The sequence below is a fragment of the Marinomonas profundimaris genome (genome assembly GCF_000508165.1).
GTDB lineage: Bacteria > Pseudomonadota > Gammaproteobacteria > Pseudomonadales > Marinomonadaceae > Marinomonas > Marinomonas profundimaris.
Genome location: NZ_AYOZ01000001.1, coordinates 200,343 through 217,110, shown reverse-complemented (window position 1 = coordinate 217,110; position 16,768 = coordinate 200,343). Strand labels below are relative to the sequence as shown.

General features: G+C 44.6%; 15 protein-coding genes. 10 read left to right on the top strand and 5 right to left on the bottom strand.

All coding sequences use genetic code 11. The annotated features are described in order from the left end of the window. Positions 1–44 precede the first annotated feature (44 nt). From nth to D104_RS20170, 3 genes are all read left to right on the top strand, one after another. Complete coding sequence (gene nth / locus D104_RS20180) at positions 45–680, top strand: endonuclease III (RefSeq protein ID WP_024022431.1); 636 nt, start codon at positions 45–47, stop codon at positions 678–680. A gap of 197 nt (positions 681–877) precedes the next feature. Continuing rightward, positions 878–2,215 carry an aspartate aminotransferase family protein gene (locus tag D104_RS20175; RefSeq protein WP_024022430.1) on the top strand — a complete coding sequence of 446 codons (1,338 nt, stop codon included), beginning with the start codon at positions 878–880 and terminating at the stop codon, positions 2,213–2,215. Between the two features lie 176 nt (positions 2,216–2,391). Further along, the gene (locus D104_RS20170; protein ID WP_024022429.1) at positions 2,392–2,718 is read left to right on the top strand and encodes a hypothetical protein; all 327 of its coding nucleotides are present in this window, start codon (positions 2,392–2,394) and stop codon (positions 2,716–2,718) included. Between the two features lie 50 nt (positions 2,719–2,768). Here the strand turns inward: D104_RS20170 and D104_RS20165 are convergent, their stop codons facing one another. The 5 genes from D104_RS20165 to D104_RS20145 form a co-directional block, all read right to left on the bottom strand. Further along, a complete protein-coding gene (locus tag D104_RS20165) occupies positions 2,769–3,038 on the bottom strand; it encodes an RNA recognition motif domain-containing protein (RefSeq protein ID WP_024022428.1) in 270 nt (89 codons plus the stop codon). Between the two features lie 148 nt (positions 3,039–3,186). Further along, positions 3,187–4,128, bottom strand: a complete 942-nt coding sequence (locus D104_RS20160) for a nucleoside hydrolase (protein ID WP_024022427.1) — start codon at positions 4,126–4,128, stop codon at positions 3,187–3,189. Between the two features lie 102 nt (positions 4,129–4,230). After that, the gene (locus tag D104_RS20155; RefSeq protein WP_024022426.1) at positions 4,231–5,124 is read right to left on the bottom strand and encodes a ribokinase; all 894 of its coding nucleotides are present in this window, start codon (positions 5,122–5,124) and stop codon (positions 4,231–4,233) included. Positions 5,125–5,347: 223 nt separating this feature from the next. Continuing rightward, entirely contained in the window at positions 5,348–6,580 is a 1,233-nt protein-coding gene (locus D104_RS20150; protein ID WP_024022425.1) for an argininosuccinate synthase, read from the bottom strand. A gap of 204 nt (positions 6,581–6,784) precedes the next feature. Further along, positions 6,785–7,672, bottom strand: a complete 888-nt coding sequence (locus D104_RS20145; protein ID WP_024022424.1) for a flagellar protein MotY — start codon at positions 7,670–7,672, stop codon at positions 6,785–6,787. Positions 7,673–7,767: 95 nt separating this feature from the next. Here D104_RS20145 and rnt point away from each other — a divergent pair, with 95 nt between their 5' ends. The 7 genes from rnt to D104_RS20110 all read left to right on the top strand — a co-directional run bounded on the left by rnt (position 7,768) and on the right by D104_RS20110 (position 16,748). Next, positions 7,768–8,439: a ribonuclease T gene (gene rnt, locus D104_RS20140; RefSeq protein WP_024022423.1), complete on the top strand. Its 672-nt coding sequence runs from the start codon at positions 7,768–7,770 to the stop codon at positions 8,437–8,439. 68 nt (positions 8,440–8,507) lie between these two features. Then, entirely contained in the window at positions 8,508–8,930 is a 423-nt protein-coding gene (locus D104_RS20135) for a YbaN family protein (RefSeq protein WP_024022422.1), read from the top strand. 34 nt (positions 8,931–8,964) lie between these two features. Beyond that, entirely contained in the window at positions 8,965–11,949 is a 2,985-nt protein-coding gene (locus D104_RS20130) for a DUF748 domain-containing protein (protein ID WP_024022421.1), read from the top strand. Positions 11,950–12,213: 264 nt separating this feature from the next. Further along, positions 12,214–12,474, top strand: coding sequence for a YdcH family protein (locus D104_RS20125; protein WP_024022420.1), 261 nt, complete (start codon positions 12,214–12,216; stop codon positions 12,472–12,474). A gap of 203 nt (positions 12,475–12,677) precedes the next feature. Beyond that, entirely contained in the window at positions 12,678–14,885 is a 2,208-nt protein-coding gene (locus D104_RS20120; RefSeq protein ID WP_024022419.1) for a TonB-dependent siderophore receptor, read from the top strand. 224 nt (positions 14,886–15,109) lie between these two features. Then, positions 15,110–16,486, top strand: a complete 1,377-nt coding sequence (gene trhP, locus D104_RS20115; RefSeq protein ID WP_024022418.1) for a prephenate-dependent tRNA uridine(34) hydroxylase TrhP — start codon at positions 15,110–15,112, stop codon at positions 16,484–16,486. A gap of 10 nt (positions 16,487–16,496) precedes the next feature. Beyond that, positions 16,497–16,748: a YfhL family 4Fe-4S dicluster ferredoxin gene (locus D104_RS20110; RefSeq protein WP_024022417.1), complete on the top strand. Its 252-nt coding sequence runs from the start codon at positions 16,497–16,499 to the stop codon at positions 16,746–16,748. The last annotated feature ends 20 nt before the right edge of the window (positions 16,749–16,768 follow it).

Sequence of the window (16,768 nt, the reverse complement as noted above, 5' to 3'; positions counted from 1 at the left end):
GGGGATTACAATAAGACGATTAAAATAAATAAAGGCCATTCAAGGTGAATAAAGAAAAACGCTACGAGATTTTTTCTCGCTTACGAGCCGAAAACCCAAATCCCGTGACCGAGTTAGAATACAACTCACCGTTTGAACTCTTGATTGCCGTTCTGCTTTCCGCGCAAGCCACCGACGTTAGCGTCAACAAGGCCACTCGCAAACTGTTCCCAGTCGCCAACACGCCTGAAAAAATGTACGCTTTGGGTGTGGATGGTTTAAAAAGCTATATTAAAACCATCGGCTTATTTAACGCCAAAGCCGAAAACGCCATCAAAACCTGCAAACTCCTCATTGATAAACACAACAGCGTCGTACCTGACACACGAGAAGAACTTGAAGCACTTCCTGGCGTAGGCCGAAAAACCGCGAATGTCGTGCTGAATACGGCATTCCGACAAATCGCCATGGCCGTGGATACGCACATCTTTCGCTTTGGTAATCGCACCAAAGTCGCACCGGGAAAAGACGTGTTAGAAGTGGAAATGAAACTGCTCAAGTTTGTGCCCAAAGAATTTTTGCTCGACGCACACCATTGGATGATTCTTCACGGCCGCTACATTTGTGTAGCCCGTAAACCCAAATGCGACGCCTGCATTATTGAAGACCTTTGTGAGTTTAAAGACAAAACGTCCACCTAGCTTTCTCTGCACGTCCGCCCTCTTTTATTAAGCATCTTTAGTGGCCCCTTTTAGTTAGCTCTCTTTAGTTAGCTCCCTTTAGTTAGCTCCCTATAGTTAAGTAAAGGCTAACCTAAGAATAAATAACATCAAATTTATTAAACCTTTCTCGCTCGGCATTCTCTCTTTTAAATTCATTTAATTATTGTGAGGGTTCCATGACAAACATTGCCAAATCACGCCTAACTCAAGCTCAACTTGATGCACATTGGATGGCCTATACGGGCAATCGCCAGTTTAAAAAAGACCCTCGCATTATTACCGCCGCGTCAGGCCACTACTATACGGATCTTGATGGCCGAAAAATCTTCGACGGTTTATCTGGTTTATGGACGTGCGGCCTTGGCCACAGCGTTCCCGCCATTAACGAAGCCGTTGCTGAGCAAGTGAAAACCCTCGACTACTCACCTGCGTTTCAATTTGGTCATGAAAAATCGTTTTTACTGGCGGAGCAAATTACTCAGTTTATGCCCGAAGGTTTAAATCGAATTTTCTTCACTGGCTCTGGTTCTGAATCAGTCGACACCGCTTTAAAAGTGGCACGCGCGTATTGGCGTAAAAAAGGCATGGGCACGAAAACAAAATTCATTGGCCGTGCAAAAGGCTATCATGGCGCCAGTGTATCGGGCTTCAGTGTGGGCGGCATTCCCGCCAACCGTACTTTATATGGACAAGGCTTAGAGTCTTATCACCTGCCACACACTCAAGTCCCCGGTACTGAATTTTCTAAAGGCATGGCGGAACAAGGCAAAGAACGCGCTGAAGATCTGATTAATCTCATTACGATGCACGATGCGTCGAACATTGCCGCTGTGATTGTTGAACCCATGTCCGGCTCTGCAGGCGTTATTGTGCCACCACAAGGTTACCTAAAACGTTTGCGTGAAATTTGTGATCAACACAATATTCTCTTAATTTTTGACGAGGTGATTACAGCGTTTGGTCGTATGGGGGCAAAAACAGGCGCTGACGCTTTTGGTGTAGTGCCTGACGCGATCACCATGGCGAAACAAGTGACCAACGGTGTCATTCCGATGGGCGCGGTTGCGTTCAAACAGGAAATTTACGATACCTTTATGGACACGGGCGGCCAAGATTACATGCTTGAAATCCCTCATGGCTACACCTATTCAGCGCACCCTATCGCTTGTGCGGCAGGTTTGGCGTCATTGGGAGAAATTAAGAAACAAGGGTTAATAGAACGTGTCAGCAACATGAGTGCCGCGTGGGAAAACAGCGTCCACCAGCTAAAAGGCGCGAGCTCAATGATCACCGACATTCGCAATTACGGTTTTGCTGCAGGCATTACCATTGCACCGATGGGCAATGAGCCAGCAAAACGCCCTTTCCAAATTGCCATGGCCATGTGGGATAAAGGCTATTATGTGCGTTATGGTGCGGATACGATTCAATTGGCGCCGCCGTTTACGACAGAGCAATCTGAAATTGACAGCGTCATTAATGCATTAGGCGAAACCATTAAGCAGCAAAGTTGAGTCATTTAACCTAACAATGGACTGCGTTTACTCGAATCGAGGTGTTGTCTTTAACAACATCTTGATTCATATCATTTTTTTCCCGCTATCGCTCTTCTGCTATCTTGCACTATAATAATGCTCATAGATAAACCCTACATACTCTGGGGCCTTCAGCCCAACAAGGATAGCTACCTGTGCCTATTTCACATTCCCCTTATGTTCGTTGCTTTTGGACAGGCTCTCTTTATTTAACCAATGGCAAAATGATGCCAATGCATTGCACTCACATATCAACAAAAATGATAGAAGTGGAAACACCAGAAGGTTTGCAGGGTTCTAAAATGGTGAAGCTTGAAATAAAAGCCATTCATGAAGGGGAAACCACGACAATCAAGATACTGTGCGATCCGCAGCTTGATGTATTTAATGAGCACAATAAGCACTATATTAAACTTGCCTATCATACTATTTCAGACAAAGACTTGGCCTTTATTAAAGCGTTTGCCGACTTTCATTCCTAGCTCATCGCAGAAATGAGCTAGGTTAAAACGCGAAAAAGCAGTCGAAATCGTTACTCAGACTCGTTATCTTCTTTTTCCACTAAGTCTTCTGCTTTCTTAACGCGAATTTTAGAACCATCTACGTCCATGCCATTCAATGTTTTGATGGCGACTTTCGCTTCGCCAACTTTTGGCATTTCAACGAACGCAAAGCCCTTTGATTCGCCAGTCTCTTTGTCCATAACAAGCGTACAGGATTGCAATGTTCCGTGAACAGAAAACAAACTTTTTAGCTCTTCTTCTGTTGTGTTGCGCGCAAGGTTTCTTACTAATAATTTCATTTCAATTGTTCTCTTTTCAAAAGGCGCTTAATCACCTTTTATTCATAACGGCAGAATGATTGGATTCTGCAATAAAAAAGGCATGAGAACACGGTCTCATGCCTTTTACTAGCAACTTTTCATAAGTTGTCTATTAAAGACAAAACACTTAAGACAAAGTCGTCTCAAATAAACTTAGCAATTTCTCGCTGTCCACTTCCATGCAAACTTGCGTCATGGGAACATCATTCCAATGCGGCTCTGGAAAATCCATTCCTTGTGGTGCAAAGATAGTTTGGCCAATACCAATACCTTCACACGCCACACGCACGGCGCCCAGTTCAACACCAAAGATGCTCGGGTCCATCACATACGCAATGGTCGAAGCATCATGGAAATAACAGCCATCCATATCAAAACGGCTGCTGTAAAAATTAATGTAATGCTGAGCGCAATCGTATAAAAACGCGCCTTCTGTAGGATTGGCTTTCTTAATGCGCTCCAAGATATTGTTATCCAGCAAGACTTGATGCGTCACATCCAAGCCAATCATGGTCACTTGCCAAGACGCGGTGAACACCGCATCCGCCGCATGAGGATCGTTCATAATATTGGCTTCTGCTACTGGCGATACATTACCGTATTCGATCGCGGTGCCACCCATTAGAACCACTTCATCAACAAGGCTGGCAATTTCCGGATCCAAAATAAGAGCGGAGGCCAAGTTACCTAATGGGCCCAATGCAATAATGGTCACTTCACCAGGATATTTGCGCACGGTATCGACAATAAATTGCGCCGCACTTTTATCAATCGCTTTGCCTTTTGGCGCTGGCCAATTGATATTACCAAAACCATCTTTACCATGAACGAAGTCAGGGTGAGGACGTGGTGCGATCACAAAAGGAACCGAAACGCCTTGAGCAACAGGCACATCGACTTTCGCAATTTCTGTCAGAGTAATGGCATTCTGTGTTGCCAATTCAACCGGTACATTACCGAATGTCGTTGTCAGTCCTAGCACATCAAGCTGCGGTGCTTGAAAAGCAAAGAAAATCGCCATTGCGTCATCTATGCCCGGATCTGTATCAATAATAATTTTACGCGCCATGTTTATTTCCTCTTTTAACGGTACGTTTTTGGCTAAATAGTTCTCGCTAAGTGCTTTTGGCTAATTCTTTTTTGAACAGTGTTTTTAGCTAACTCTTTTTGGCTAACTCTGTTTAGCAAGAAAGGCTGTCACTTCATCTTGTGTTGGGATGGAAGAAGCGGCGCCCAATCGAGTAACACAAATCGCGGAAGCGGCACAAGCTCGAGTGATTGACCGCGTAATGTCATCGCCATTCATTAATGACGCTAAACAGAAACCAATAAAAGTATCGCCTGCTGCGGTCGTGTCGACGGCCTTCACCGAGAACGCCTTCACCGATAACTTCTCATTACCGTTAAAGTAACAAACGCCCGCTTTGCCAAGCGTCATCAATACAGCAAGCTCAGGATAAGCCTTTGGAAACGCTTCAATGGTGCTGTCTATATCAGACGTACCGATCAAATCCATGGCTTCGACTTCGTTCACAATTAACAAATCAACTAAATCCAATACATTTTTAGTCAATTCAGCGTCCATCGGTGCCGGATTAAACGCCACCTTAACTCCATACTCTTGTGCTTTTCGCATGGTGTATTCGATCAGGTTGGTTTCGTTTTGCAACAATACCCAATCGCCTTCACTCGCATTAGAAAGTACATTATCAATTTGTTCTTCCGTCAGCGCATGGTTTGCGCCTTGATACAAGATAATCGAGTTTTCTGCTTCTTGATTCAATTGAATGATCGCATGACCTGTCGGTACATCGATTTGGGCGATCAACCCCGTGTCCACACCAAGCGATTCAAGCTGCTTAATAATGGCTTGGTCACTGTGATGTATCGCGCCCACATGCTTCACGTTTGCGCCTGCTTTTGCTAACGCAACCGACTGGTTCGCCCCTTTCCCGCCCAATAAACACTGATAGCTATTTGAGGCCATGGTTTCGCCTGGTCGAACAAAATGATCAAGCTGATAAAGGTGATCGAGGTTAATCGATCCAAAGTTATAAATCGTCATAATTCCCTTCCTTCAGGGTGAGCACGTCGGCTGTTATTCTTTTCATTATATTGTCGATCTTGCCACTTTAAACAGATAAGCGCTGACGACAAAAATAAGACGAATCCGCATTTTATGCCAAATGAGCCAATAAATCTTGACCAATCGTACAAAAATAAAAAACGCCCCAATTCGTCACGAATGGAGCGTTTTTAAAAGCGTTCTATCTATCAATAACGAGTGCTTATTTGTCGCTGTCTAAAAAGCCACGGCCTTTCTGAGCGGCAATACGCATGCGCAATGCATTCAATTTAATGAAGCCCGCTGCGTCTTTCTGATCGTATGCACCAGCATCGTCTTCAAAGGTTGCGATAGAGCTATCGAACAAGCTGTTTGGAGACTGACGACCAACAACTGTTACGTTGCCTTTGTACAATTTAAGACGAACCGTACCGGACACGTATTTCTGAGACGTATCGATCATCGCTTGCATCATACGGCGCTCTTCAGACCACCAGAAACCGTTATAGATGATTTTTGCGTAACGCGGCATCATTTCATCTTTTAAGTGCATCGCTTCACGATCCAACGTGATCGACTCGATTGCACGATGCGCTCGCATCATGATCGTGCCGCCCGGTGTTTCGTAACAACCACGTGCTTTCATACCAACAAAACGGTTTTCTACGATGTCTACGCGGCCAATGCCGTTCGCGCCACCAATCTTGTTCAATGTTTCCAAGATCGTCGCTGGAGACATAGCTTCACCATTGATAGAAACTGGGTCGCCTTTTTCGTAACCGATTTCGATGTAAGTTGCTTCGTTTGGCGCGTCTTCAGGAGACACAGACCAACGCCACATGTCGTCTTCTGGCTCTGTCCACGGATCTTCAAGCTGGTCACCCTCGAAAGAGATGTGAAGCAAGTTCGCGTCCATAGAGTAAGGGGATTTTTTCTTCTTAGTGGAAAAATCCACTGGAATATTGTGTTCTTCACAGTACGCCATTAGGGTTTCGCGGGAAGTCAGATCCCATTCACGCCATGGGGCAATCACTTTAACGCCAGGTTTCAATGCGTAAGCGCCAAGCTCAAAACGTACTTGGTCATTACCTTTACCTGTCGCGCCGTGAGAAATTGCGTCAGCGCCCGTTTCGTTGGCGATTTCGATCAAACGTTTTGCGATCAAAGGGCGAGCGATGGAAGTACCAAGTAAATACTCGCCTTCGTAAATGGTGTTAGCACGGAACATAGGGAAAACGAAATCGCGGACAAATTCTTCACGCAAATCTTCGATGTAGATTTCCTTAATACCCAACGCTTGAGCTTTAGCGCGAGCTGGTTCAACCTCTTCACCCTGACCCAAATCAGCGGTAAAAGTAACCACTTCACAGTTATACTCTTCTTGAAGCCACTTCACGATTACGGAAGTATCCAGGCCGCCAGAATAGGCAAGCACTACCTTCTTCACGTCAGACATTATCTCTATTCTCCTCAACGAGCTCGCGCTCCCACACCAATGCTTTCAAACCAGTACACGGTGGCGCAAATAATTTAAAAAAGGGGCTGTAAGTGTAAGATCTCGATTCTTGCTTAGCAAGTAAAAAGCCCCGTCTCGCGTACATTATTGAGCGAAACAGGGCGCTTTTTTTGGAAACCGTAGAAAATCAAAACGTTTTAGAAATCAACTCTCATCGTTTTTTTCTAAACGTATCGTAACGCGTCGATTTCGATCTCGACCTTGCGATGTTCTATTTGTGGTCGAAGGATAACGTTCACCATGATAACGAGACACTATTTTGTCTGCTGGCACGCCTTTTTCGAGTAAATACGCCGTGACTTTTTCCGCACGCGTTTTTGATAACTCACGGTTTTCTCGTCGAGTACCCAATGAATCAGAGTGACCATCAATGTAAATATAACCAACACTAGGGTCTGATGATACATACAAGGCCACCAAATCCAAACGCGCCCTGATACGATCCGTTAGGTTCACGCCGTTAGGTGGAAATAAAGCCGCCGTTCGTGCGATTTGATCGTAATTGACCGGCAATAAACTCGATAAACAACGACGAAATTCATTGTAGGCAGGCGCAAAGTTAATATTCGACAAACTCACTTCAACGGTTTCACGGTTATTTTCCCACGCCGTTCCCGCCACAATAGGATGACGACCTCGATCCAAGCTGGTCAGCATTCTTTCTGCTACTTTACCGCCCACTTCCACCGTCAACCCATAACCAGGATAGGGAAGAATGCCAAGGGTTTCTGGTTTTATACCGGGCGACCAATCAGGCGCCTGAGAAATAATATACACCTGACCCGGACCCAGTTTTTCATTCTGCGGCTGCAAAATAAATTTCATGGGTTCACCGGCTTCTTTTATGAAATGACCTTCGCCATAATGAGGAACGGGGTGCGTTAAACTGCACGAAAAAATATCACCCGAAAGTAACCACTCAGAATCCGAAATATCGGATTGGTAATGCGTTAATGCATTTGCTTGCCCAAATGGGGCATAAGCAGCCAGTAAAAACGTAGTGCGAATTAGAAGTTGTTGGGTAATTCCCATTTAGACATCTCGTTCAAGCATTATCAATTGTGTTATGATCCGATCCTATTGTACACCGTCACTGTTGATCAAGCGGCAGAATTAAGGACCATCTTTTGTCAAACCATGAAATCAAAGATCGATTCCGCGGCTTCCTACCGGTTGTTATCGACGTAGAAACCGCAGGCTTTAATCAAAAAACCGATGCATTACTCGAAATGGCTGCCAGTATCCTGCGAGTGGATGAAAATGGCGACCTCTATATCCATGAAACATTAGAGTTTTTAATCAAGCCATTTGAAGGTGCAAACCTTGAAAAAGCGGCGTTAGACTTTACTGGTATTGATCCTTTTGCACCAGACAGACAAGATATTCCAGAAGACGAAGCGCTGACTCAAATGTTTGCAAAAGTCCGCAAAGAATTAAAATCTGTTGGCTGTAAACGCGCTATTTTAGTGGGTCACAACGCGGCGTTTGATCATGGCTTTTTAAATGCAGCCATTGAGCGAGCAGACATAAAACGTAACCCGTTCCACCCATTTTCGAGCTTTGATACCGCAAGCTTAGCGGGCTTGGTGTATGGGCAAACTGTATTAGCGAAAGCCTGTGAAGCCGCCGCGATTCCATTCAGCAATTCTGAAGCCCATTCCGCAAAATACGACACAGAAAAAACCGCTGAGTTGTTTTGTGAAATGGTGAACAAATGGAAACGTCTTGGAGGCTGGCCTCTTGTTGAAAACGAAGTTCAAGAAGACAACATGGCCGCCATTTTCAATTCTGGCAAATAGTGCAAAAATAAAAACGGACCTTATTTTCTAAGGTTCGTTTTTTCTTTATCTATATGGTGGGTCTCCCTATGCAAGGAAAGCGAATTTTCTATTTAATATTAGGGTGGCTTTCCCTCGTAACCGGCATTATCGGTATATTCCTCCCTCTTCTTCCCACCACTCCGCTTGTTTTATTGGCGGCCTGGTGCTTTTCTAAATCCTCTGAACGATTCCATACTTGGCTGCTTGAACACAAATTCTTTGGCCCCATTGTGCATGACTGGCAATCCTCTGATGGCATTCCAAGGCGATCAAGAAATCGTGCTATTCTGTTTATGTGGGCGGGCATGGCCATTTCCATGTTTATTGTGTCGCGCTTTTGGGCAACCATAGGACTGGTGACTATCGGAATCTGTGTCAGTATTTATTTATTAAGAATGCCAATACGCACTGAAGCACCTAAAAACAATGCACGTTTAGAAAACGAAGACGATAAAGACAACCCCATTTAATCCCAACCAAAAACATTTTTTAAAGGCAAATATAATGACACGCCGACACTTTCGACACTTTGTCTTTTATCCTTTTGCGATTATTACCGCCTTAATCACAGCGTTATGGTTGGCCGCTCCTTTTGTTGCAAAACACTACCTTTCAGAATACTTCCTAGAGCAAGGCCAAGATGCGTCCATCGAAAAATTTTCCATCGACTTTTTTCCGCCAAAGATTGATCTAAAGAACCTCACTATTAATGACCAATCCCAAGACACTCTCACGCTGAAGCGCGCGGTTGTCGAAATGGAAATATGGCCGCTTTTTACAAAGACAATCCACATTACGCAAGCTCGCATTGAAGGACTGGCGCTACAGATCGTTCAGCAAGAGAAAGACTGGATCGTGGCGGGTATCAATACCACTCAATATCTAACGGAAAATGAAGAACCGACAACAGAAGCGCCAGCAGCCAGCAATGACACCGCCAATGTAAACGCCCCTTGGAATATAAAACTGCCGTCTTTTAGCGTCACAAACAGCCAAGTGAATCTGTCTCGCCAGCAAGACGCCGCGATACCAGCGACACAAGACACATTCACCTTGTCGTCTTTCACCGTCAAGGGATTATCGGGGCAGGCATTGACTTGGAAAGGCAATGTTGCCCTCTCTGCTATGGTAAACCAAGCCGCACTGACCGTTAACAGTCGCGTCAATTACACCCCTGAACACGCCAAGGCCACTATCAGCGTAACAGACACACACCTACCAATAGACAGCTTTCGTCATTTTTTACCTGACCCCTTTCAAGACAGCAAAGGCGAATTTAGCCTAGCGGGAAGTGTCGATCTGGATTTCAAACAAAACGAGGGCGCTCCTAAAATCACCCTTACTAAGCTAAATATTGAGTCTCAAGCCACCGATCTCGACGTCAATATAAATGAAAAAGATCGCGTCAGTACCACGTCGACGACGCTTAAACTGACGCAATCTACGATCGATTTTATCTCGGCCGATCAACTGTCACTTACGGGTGAACTTGCGCTTCAATCAGAACAATCACGTTTTACTCAAGCGGATCAAGTGATGCAATTTGGGCATCTCGCGCTTACGACACCCTTTGATGTACAAAAAAATGAACTGGGTCTTACAGCAAAAAGTGACTCAACCCAAATGGACATGAGCGACTTATCGATCGCGCTCGACAGTCTGGGCGTGGAAAACCAACAGATTCAGGTTAGCTTAACGGATGTGGCTTTTATGATGGATCCTCAACACGCACTGACGGTGTCCTTATCGACCGAGATTCAAAGTAGTAACCTGTCTGTTTTGCAAGCTGGTAATACCGCGCACTATGATATTTTCAATCTAGCCAATACGCTGTCTATGCATAAAAATGGCGCAGACATTTCGGCAAGCAATACCGCTTTGGACATCAATATTGAAGGCTTAAAGGCCAAACAAATTGACGGCAAACAATTCTCGCTAGGATCTGCAACCGTTACCGCAGAACAGCTCGATTTTGATCAAGAAGGCCAACAGCCAGCCATCGTAAAAGGCGTCAATCTAAACGTTTTCAGCCAGTTACTCGACAGTCTGTTAACCGATAAAAAGCGCATTGCATCCTGGAAAAGCGCAGACATCAGCCACCTTTCATTTACTCAGCAGGAACAAAACTTTGACGTTACGCTAGGCACCTTAAACATCGCCGAATTGATTTTTTCTCAAGCGCTGGCCGATTCAACAGACACACAAAAACAACCACCGCTAAGTCAAATTGGGCTCATCACGATCAACAAACTGGACGCCAATCAAGATGGCGCAAGTATCCACAGCATCACAACCGATTCGCTCAATGTCAGCCTTATTATTGATAACCAAAAACGCATAGAGAATCTGGTTTTTATCAATGAAGATCAAAAAGACAACCCAGACACACCATTGAGCAGCGCCAGCGCGCCCAAAGCAAAAGACGTTGAAAACACCATCAATGAACAAGATCCAGCCTTTAAAGCGCCCTATTACGTCATTTTGGATGCCTACGACGTAACCGGCGCTTCAAGTGTTAATGTACAAGACAAAAGCATTTCGCCGGCCTTACAGCGCAGGTTAGAAATAGAAACCTTATCGATCAGAAACATCAACACGCTGAACAAGGACCAAGCGACGGTATTGGCACTGAAAGCGCGCAGCGGAAAGTACGCAACCTTGCAAAGTGACCTGACAATTTGGCCGCTGGCCGATCGACTTACCATGAAAAGTGAATTGATCATCAAAGAAGCCGAGCTGCCACCCTACTCTTCTTACATTGCCAATGTGCTTGGTTATCAAATCGATTCTGGGCAATTAGACCTAGACCTTAAGCTGCATTCAGACAATGGCGTATTAGACGGAAACTCGCACATTCTATTAAGAGAGTTTGATTTAGGCGGGCGCAAAGACAGCAGCACCGCCATCAAAGCCGGTGCGGTTCCTCTTAATATTGCGGTGAGCATTCTAAAAGACAGCGACAACAACATAGACTTAGAAATCCCACTGTCGGGTGACATTGATAACCCAGAATTTGGCTGGAAAAGCTTTTTACTGTTGCCCGTCAAAAAAGCCCTCTACACAGCATCGAGTAACTATCTAATGCAAACCTTTGTGCCCTACGCGAATGTCATTAGCATCGCGCAATTCGCAGGCGATCAATTATTGAAAATTCGAGTCGAGCCACTGCTGTTTGACCCTGAAGATGGTCAATTAAATGCTTCCCAAGCGATTTTCTTAAAACAGCTTGTCGCCTTAATGAAAGACAAAAAAGACAGCCAATTAAAAGCCTGTGGCGTAGCGAGCTATGTGGATTTAGGATTTGAAAAATCGCCCGCATCCATTGATAACGCAACCGCAGAAATTGCCACTGCACTGGGGCAAGAACGAGCGGAAGCCTTAAAAGATTACTTGGTCAACGAGGGCATCAGCTCGTCTCGCATCTATCTTTGTTCACCGGAAATCGACTTATCAAAATCCAGCAAAGCAAGGGTTGAATTGAATTTTTAACGCCGCTATTTGCAGCAACGCATTATCACAAACAAACCATCAAAGCCGCGCGAGTAAAACCGCTGCGGTTTTTTTCGTCAAAATGCAGCAAAGAAAGCCACCTAAAAATGAAACCTTGCATAAACTGAAGGTTCAGCGTTGAAAACAGTGTGAAACAGACTATTACTGTTTGTAATAGTATGAGGAAAAACTGATCCGCATCAAGAATCGATCAACTCAACTAGGCTAATCTAAGATAAAAGCAAACACAGACAGGAGGCAAATATGCCAATCGAAGACCACAGCTTAATCAACGAATTTCCAGAGTTTAAAGACGACATTCACCAACTAAAAATGGACGATGCCCACTTCAAAAAGCTCTATGAAGAATACAACCACTTAACAAAAGAAGTGGAAAAAAGGGAGCAAGAGATCATCCCTACCACCACAGCAGAAGAAGAAAAATTGAAGAAACAACGCCTTCAATTAAAAGACACCATTCAAGGCTATATTAAAGCGACAAGACTCGCTGCCGAAAAAGCGTAGCGCTTTTGAAATAGAACTGTTTTAACCGTTATGGCTTTAACAGTTCTATTTTTTCTCCCCCAAACACGTTCCTTTCTTTCTGTAAAATCACCGTCGAAATAGTAGACATAGCGTTTTGAACGTTTTCTATATTAATTCTCATTTGAAAATGATTCTCATAAATATTATTATGCGCGCCTCATTCCTATCTATTTGGCTGCTTTATGACGTTGATGAATTTTTTTTCCAATCGCCACTCTCCTTTTAATGTATCCACAGCACTCTTTGCCTCTTTGTTGGTTTCTAGCGCTTTAATTTGCAACACGGCTTCTGCTGATACTTCAGAAGACGAGTCTGCAAATAGCACCACTAGTGAAACGACACTTCCACCGCTTAAAGTCGTCGGAGACAAAGTAAACAGCGAAGCAACCTCTGAAACCTACCAACCTGTTCTATCTTCTTACCTTATGAAGTCTGATACGCAGATCATTGATATACCTCAGGCCATCAACATCGTACCGGAAGAGGTGCTTAACGATCTGCTTCCTAAAAACTTAGATGATGCCTTAGCGAATGTCAGTGGCATTACCCAAGGTAATACACTTGCCAGCACCCAAGACACTGTCATGAAACGAGGTTTTGGTGGCAACAGGGATGGTTCGATATTACGTAACGGCGCACCGATTATTCAAGGACGCAGCTTTAACGACACAGCTCAAAGTGTAGAAGTATTAAAAGGACCAGCCTCTCTACTTTATGGCATCATGGATCCAGGTGGTGTCATCAACATTGTTTCTAAAAAACCTCAAATGGAAAGCGCCAATATACTTTCTGCAGGCCTTTCCACTTATGGTAGTGGAAAGAATGGAAGCTCTTTAGGACTTGATTCAACAGGTCAAATTGGACAATCAAATGTTGCATATCGACTGATTCTTGATGCTGTTGATGAAGACTATTGGCGCAACTTCGGCAAGCGAAAAGAACAACTAATCGCTCCGTCTATTCGCTGGTTTGGAGAAAATACTGAAGTACTGATTTCTTACGAATACCGTGATTTTCTCTACCCTTCAGACCGTGGGACTGTCATTGACCCAACGACGAACAAACCTCTTAATATCCCTGCTACGCGCCGCCTAGATGAACCCGTCAATACGATGGAAGGTCATTCACAGCTTTTCCAAACATCTGTCGATCATTACTTAAACGATGATTGGAAACTGCACGCGGCTTACAGCTACAACGAAGAGAAATACAATGCTAACCAATTGCGTGTCACCGCTATTGATACAACCACAGGTACATTAACCCGTAAAAATTCAGGCACACATGATGCAGTCAGTACCGACAGCTTCTCAACCGTATACCTAAATGGTCATTTTGATATGGCGGGCATGGCGAATGACATCATGGTAGGGGTTGATCATGAGTCTAGAGAGTATTTCCGTGAAAACATGGTTCGAGATGCTATCGCTGGCTCTTTTAACTACCTTGACCCAACTTACGGCACCGTTGGAGAATCCACTACCGTTGACGATAGCGCCAGCGACCAAACAGACAAATTAAAAAACACCTCTGTCTTCTTTCAAGATACGCTGCATTTGACAGATAAATGGCTATTAACTACTGGTGCACGCTTCCTTTCTTACGACCAAGTTGCTGGTAAAGGTCGTCCTTTTAATACCAATACCGATCTATCTGGTCATAAGTTATTACCTCGTCTTGGTGTAGTGTACAAAGTGACACCAGAGGTGTCTTTATACTCCAGCTACACACAATCCCTAAAACCAACATCAACCATCGCTGCCAAAAGCGGTATCGTTGTAGACTCTAGTATAACACCTGAAGAATCAACATCTTACGAAATAGGTACCAAGGTACAATTAAAGAATGGCATCACTGGAACACTTGCGGTTTTCGATATTCATAAAGAAAACGTTCTTGTATCTGAATACAATGATGCAACAAGTGAATCTGAATGGCGTACATCAGGTAAAGCACGTTCACGAGGTATCGAACTGGATGTCTCTGGTCAAGTAACAGAGAAACTACAATTGATTGCCAGCTACGCTTATATCGACGCAATCACAACGGAAGATCCAGATTACGAAGGTAATCGCCTAGTGAATGTAGCAAAAAATACCGCTTCACTGTCTTCCAACTACCAGGTGAACGATGCAGTCTCCGTTGGCGGCGGGTTCCACTATGTTGATGATCGTGCAGGCGATTCAGCCAACTCATTTACTCTGCCGTCTTACACAATAGCAGATGTGTTCGCCACCTATAAAACAACGTTCCAAGGTAAAGACCTTACTTGGCAGTTAAATGTTAAAAACTTGTTTGATAAGGTGTATTACACGTCATCAACTAATAAGTACTTTGTTTCAATGGGTGATTCTCGTCAAATGCTTTTAACAGCAAAACTGGCCCTTTAATCACAATGCTTTAACGGCTTAATGCTGGCCGTATACATACCATTAAGCCAAGTGTCATAAAAACCTAAAAAAGCGGATCACATGATCCGCTTTTTTTATGGTTTTTCTTAAATTTTTGACCTACATCAAACCCACTTTATTTAAACAAGCAATCCCACCGCCAGCACTTGAGTTCAACTAACACACAGGTAAACTCCGCGCGTTTTGATTGATCGGTGCGCCTTATGTCTCAAGAGAAAATGTTTCAACAAGCAAGCTTTAAACCAGAGTTATTGTCGCCTGCAGGTTCGTTAAAGAACTTGCGATATGCGCTTGCCTACGGCGCAGACGCGGTATACGCCGGACAACCGCGCTACTCGCTTCGAGTTCGCAATAACGAATTTGATTTAGAAAAGCTGGGCATTGGTATCAATGAAGCCCATGCACTGGGTAAAAAACTCTACGTGGTCAGCAATATCGCACCTCATAACGCGAAACTAAAAACCTACCTTCAGGATTTAAGCCCTGTTATTGACCTCAAACCAGACGCAATCATTATGTCCGATCCGGGCCTTATCATGATGGTTCGCGACGCCTTTCCCGATCAGCAAATTCATCTATCCGTACAAGCCAACGCGGTGAATTGGGCAACGGTCAAGTTCTGGCAACAACAAGGCATATCCCGCGTTATTTTATCGCGTGAGTTATCGCTGGATGAAATCGAAGAAATCCGTATAAAAGTGCCTGAAATGGAACTGGAAGTCTTCGTCCATGGCGCCTTGTGCATGGCGTATTCTGGCCGCTGCTTGCTGTCAGGCTATATGAACAAACGTGACCCAAACCAAGGTGCTTGCACCAACGCCTGTCGCTGGCAATACAACGCCCACGAAGCGACACAAGACGACGTTGGACAGATCATCGCCAGCAGTGACTCTTCTGTACAAATTCAAGAGCCAAGCGATCAGCTCTTTTTATTGCAAGAACACGGCCGACCAGACGAATACATGCCCGCGTTTGAAGACGAACACGGCACCTACATCATGAACTCGAAAGACTTACGCGCCATTCAACACGTCGAGCGTTTGGTCAAAATGGGCGTGCATTCGTTAAAAATCGAAGGCCGTACCAAGTCGTTTTATTATTGCGCCAGAACCGCACAGATTTATCGCCAAGCCATTGATGACGCCGTCGCTGGCAAACGCTTTGATAAAGGTCTGATGAGCAGCTTAGAAAACCTCGCTAACCGAGGCTATACAGACGGCTTTTTACAACGCCACCGTCATGTTGATTTGCAAAACTACGAAACCGGCAATTCCATCAGCGAACAGCAACAGTTTGTCGGCGACATCATAGAAACCAACGGCCACTCATTAACCATCGATGTAAAAAATCGCTTTAGTGTGGGCGATTTCTTGGAACTGATGACACCCAAAGGCAATATCACCTTTCTATTAGCGGAACTGAACGACAAACACGGCCGACCGATTGACGTCGCAAAAGGCAGCGGTCACGTTGTGTCAATTCCTTGCCCACAAGGTATTGATGCATCAATGGGCATCTTGCTAAGAAACCTACAAGCAGGGCAAACCACTCGCCAACCTCACGCTAACGCAGCAGTCTAAAGGCAACGCAATGGCATTAATAATCAACGACCGCTGCATAAACTGCGATATGTGCGAGCCAGAATGCCCGAACGACGCCATCACCATGGGCGCTAAAATCTACGTGATCGATCATGAGAAATGCACAGAATGCGTTGGTCATTACGACCAACCCACCTGCGTCGCCGTCTGTCCGATCGATTGTGTAAAACCCGACCCAGACAGGCGTGAAACCGAAGAAGCGTTATACGAGAAGTTTGTTGAAATGCACTTTGAGATTTGAAGCTAAGGTTTTAAAAAACT

What these genes read in the sequence shown, in the direction of transcription:
- D104_RS20145 (WP_024022424.1), bottom strand. Translation starts at nt 7,672, where the DNA reads ATGGGAATTACCCAACAACTTCTAATTCGCACTACGTTTTTACTGGCT.
- D104_RS20150 (WP_024022425.1), bottom strand. Translation starts at nt 6,580, where the DNA reads ATGTCTGACGTGAAGAAGGTAGTGCTTGCCTATTCTGGCGGCCTGGAT.
- D104_RS20135 (WP_024022422.1), top strand. Translation starts at nt 8,508, where the DNA reads ATGCAAGGAAAGCGAATTTTCTATTTAATATTAGGGTGGCTTTCCCTC.
- D104_RS20155 (WP_024022426.1), bottom strand. Translation starts at nt 5,124, where the DNA reads ATGACGATTTATAACTTTGGATCGATTAACCTCGATCACCTTTATCAG.
- D104_RS20125 (WP_024022420.1), top strand. Translation starts at nt 12,214, where the DNA reads ATGCCAATCGAAGACCACAGCTTAATCAACGAATTTCCAGAGTTTAAA.
- D104_RS20120 (WP_024022419.1), top strand. Translation starts at nt 12,678, where the DNA reads ATGACGTTGATGAATTTTTTTTCCAATCGCCACTCTCCTTTTAATGTA.
- D104_RS20175 (WP_024022430.1), top strand. Translation starts at nt 878, where the DNA reads ATGACAAACATTGCCAAATCACGCCTAACTCAAGCTCAACTTGATGCA.
- trhP (WP_024022418.1), top strand. Translation starts at nt 15,110, where the DNA reads ATGTCTCAAGAGAAAATGTTTCAACAAGCAAGCTTTAAACCAGAGTTA.
- D104_RS20130 (WP_024022421.1), top strand. Translation starts at nt 8,965, where the DNA reads ATGACACGCCGACACTTTCGACACTTTGTCTTTTATCCTTTTGCGATT.
- D104_RS20160 (WP_024022427.1), bottom strand. Translation starts at nt 4,128, where the DNA reads ATGGCGCGTAAAATTATTATTGATACAGATCCGGGCATAGATGACGCA.
- D104_RS20165 (WP_024022428.1), bottom strand. Translation starts at nt 3,038, where the DNA reads ATGAAATTATTAGTAAGAAACCTTGCGCGCAACACAACAGAAGAAGAG.
- D104_RS20110 (WP_024022417.1), top strand. Translation starts at nt 16,497, where the DNA reads ATGGCATTAATAATCAACGACCGCTGCATAAACTGCGATATGTGCGAG.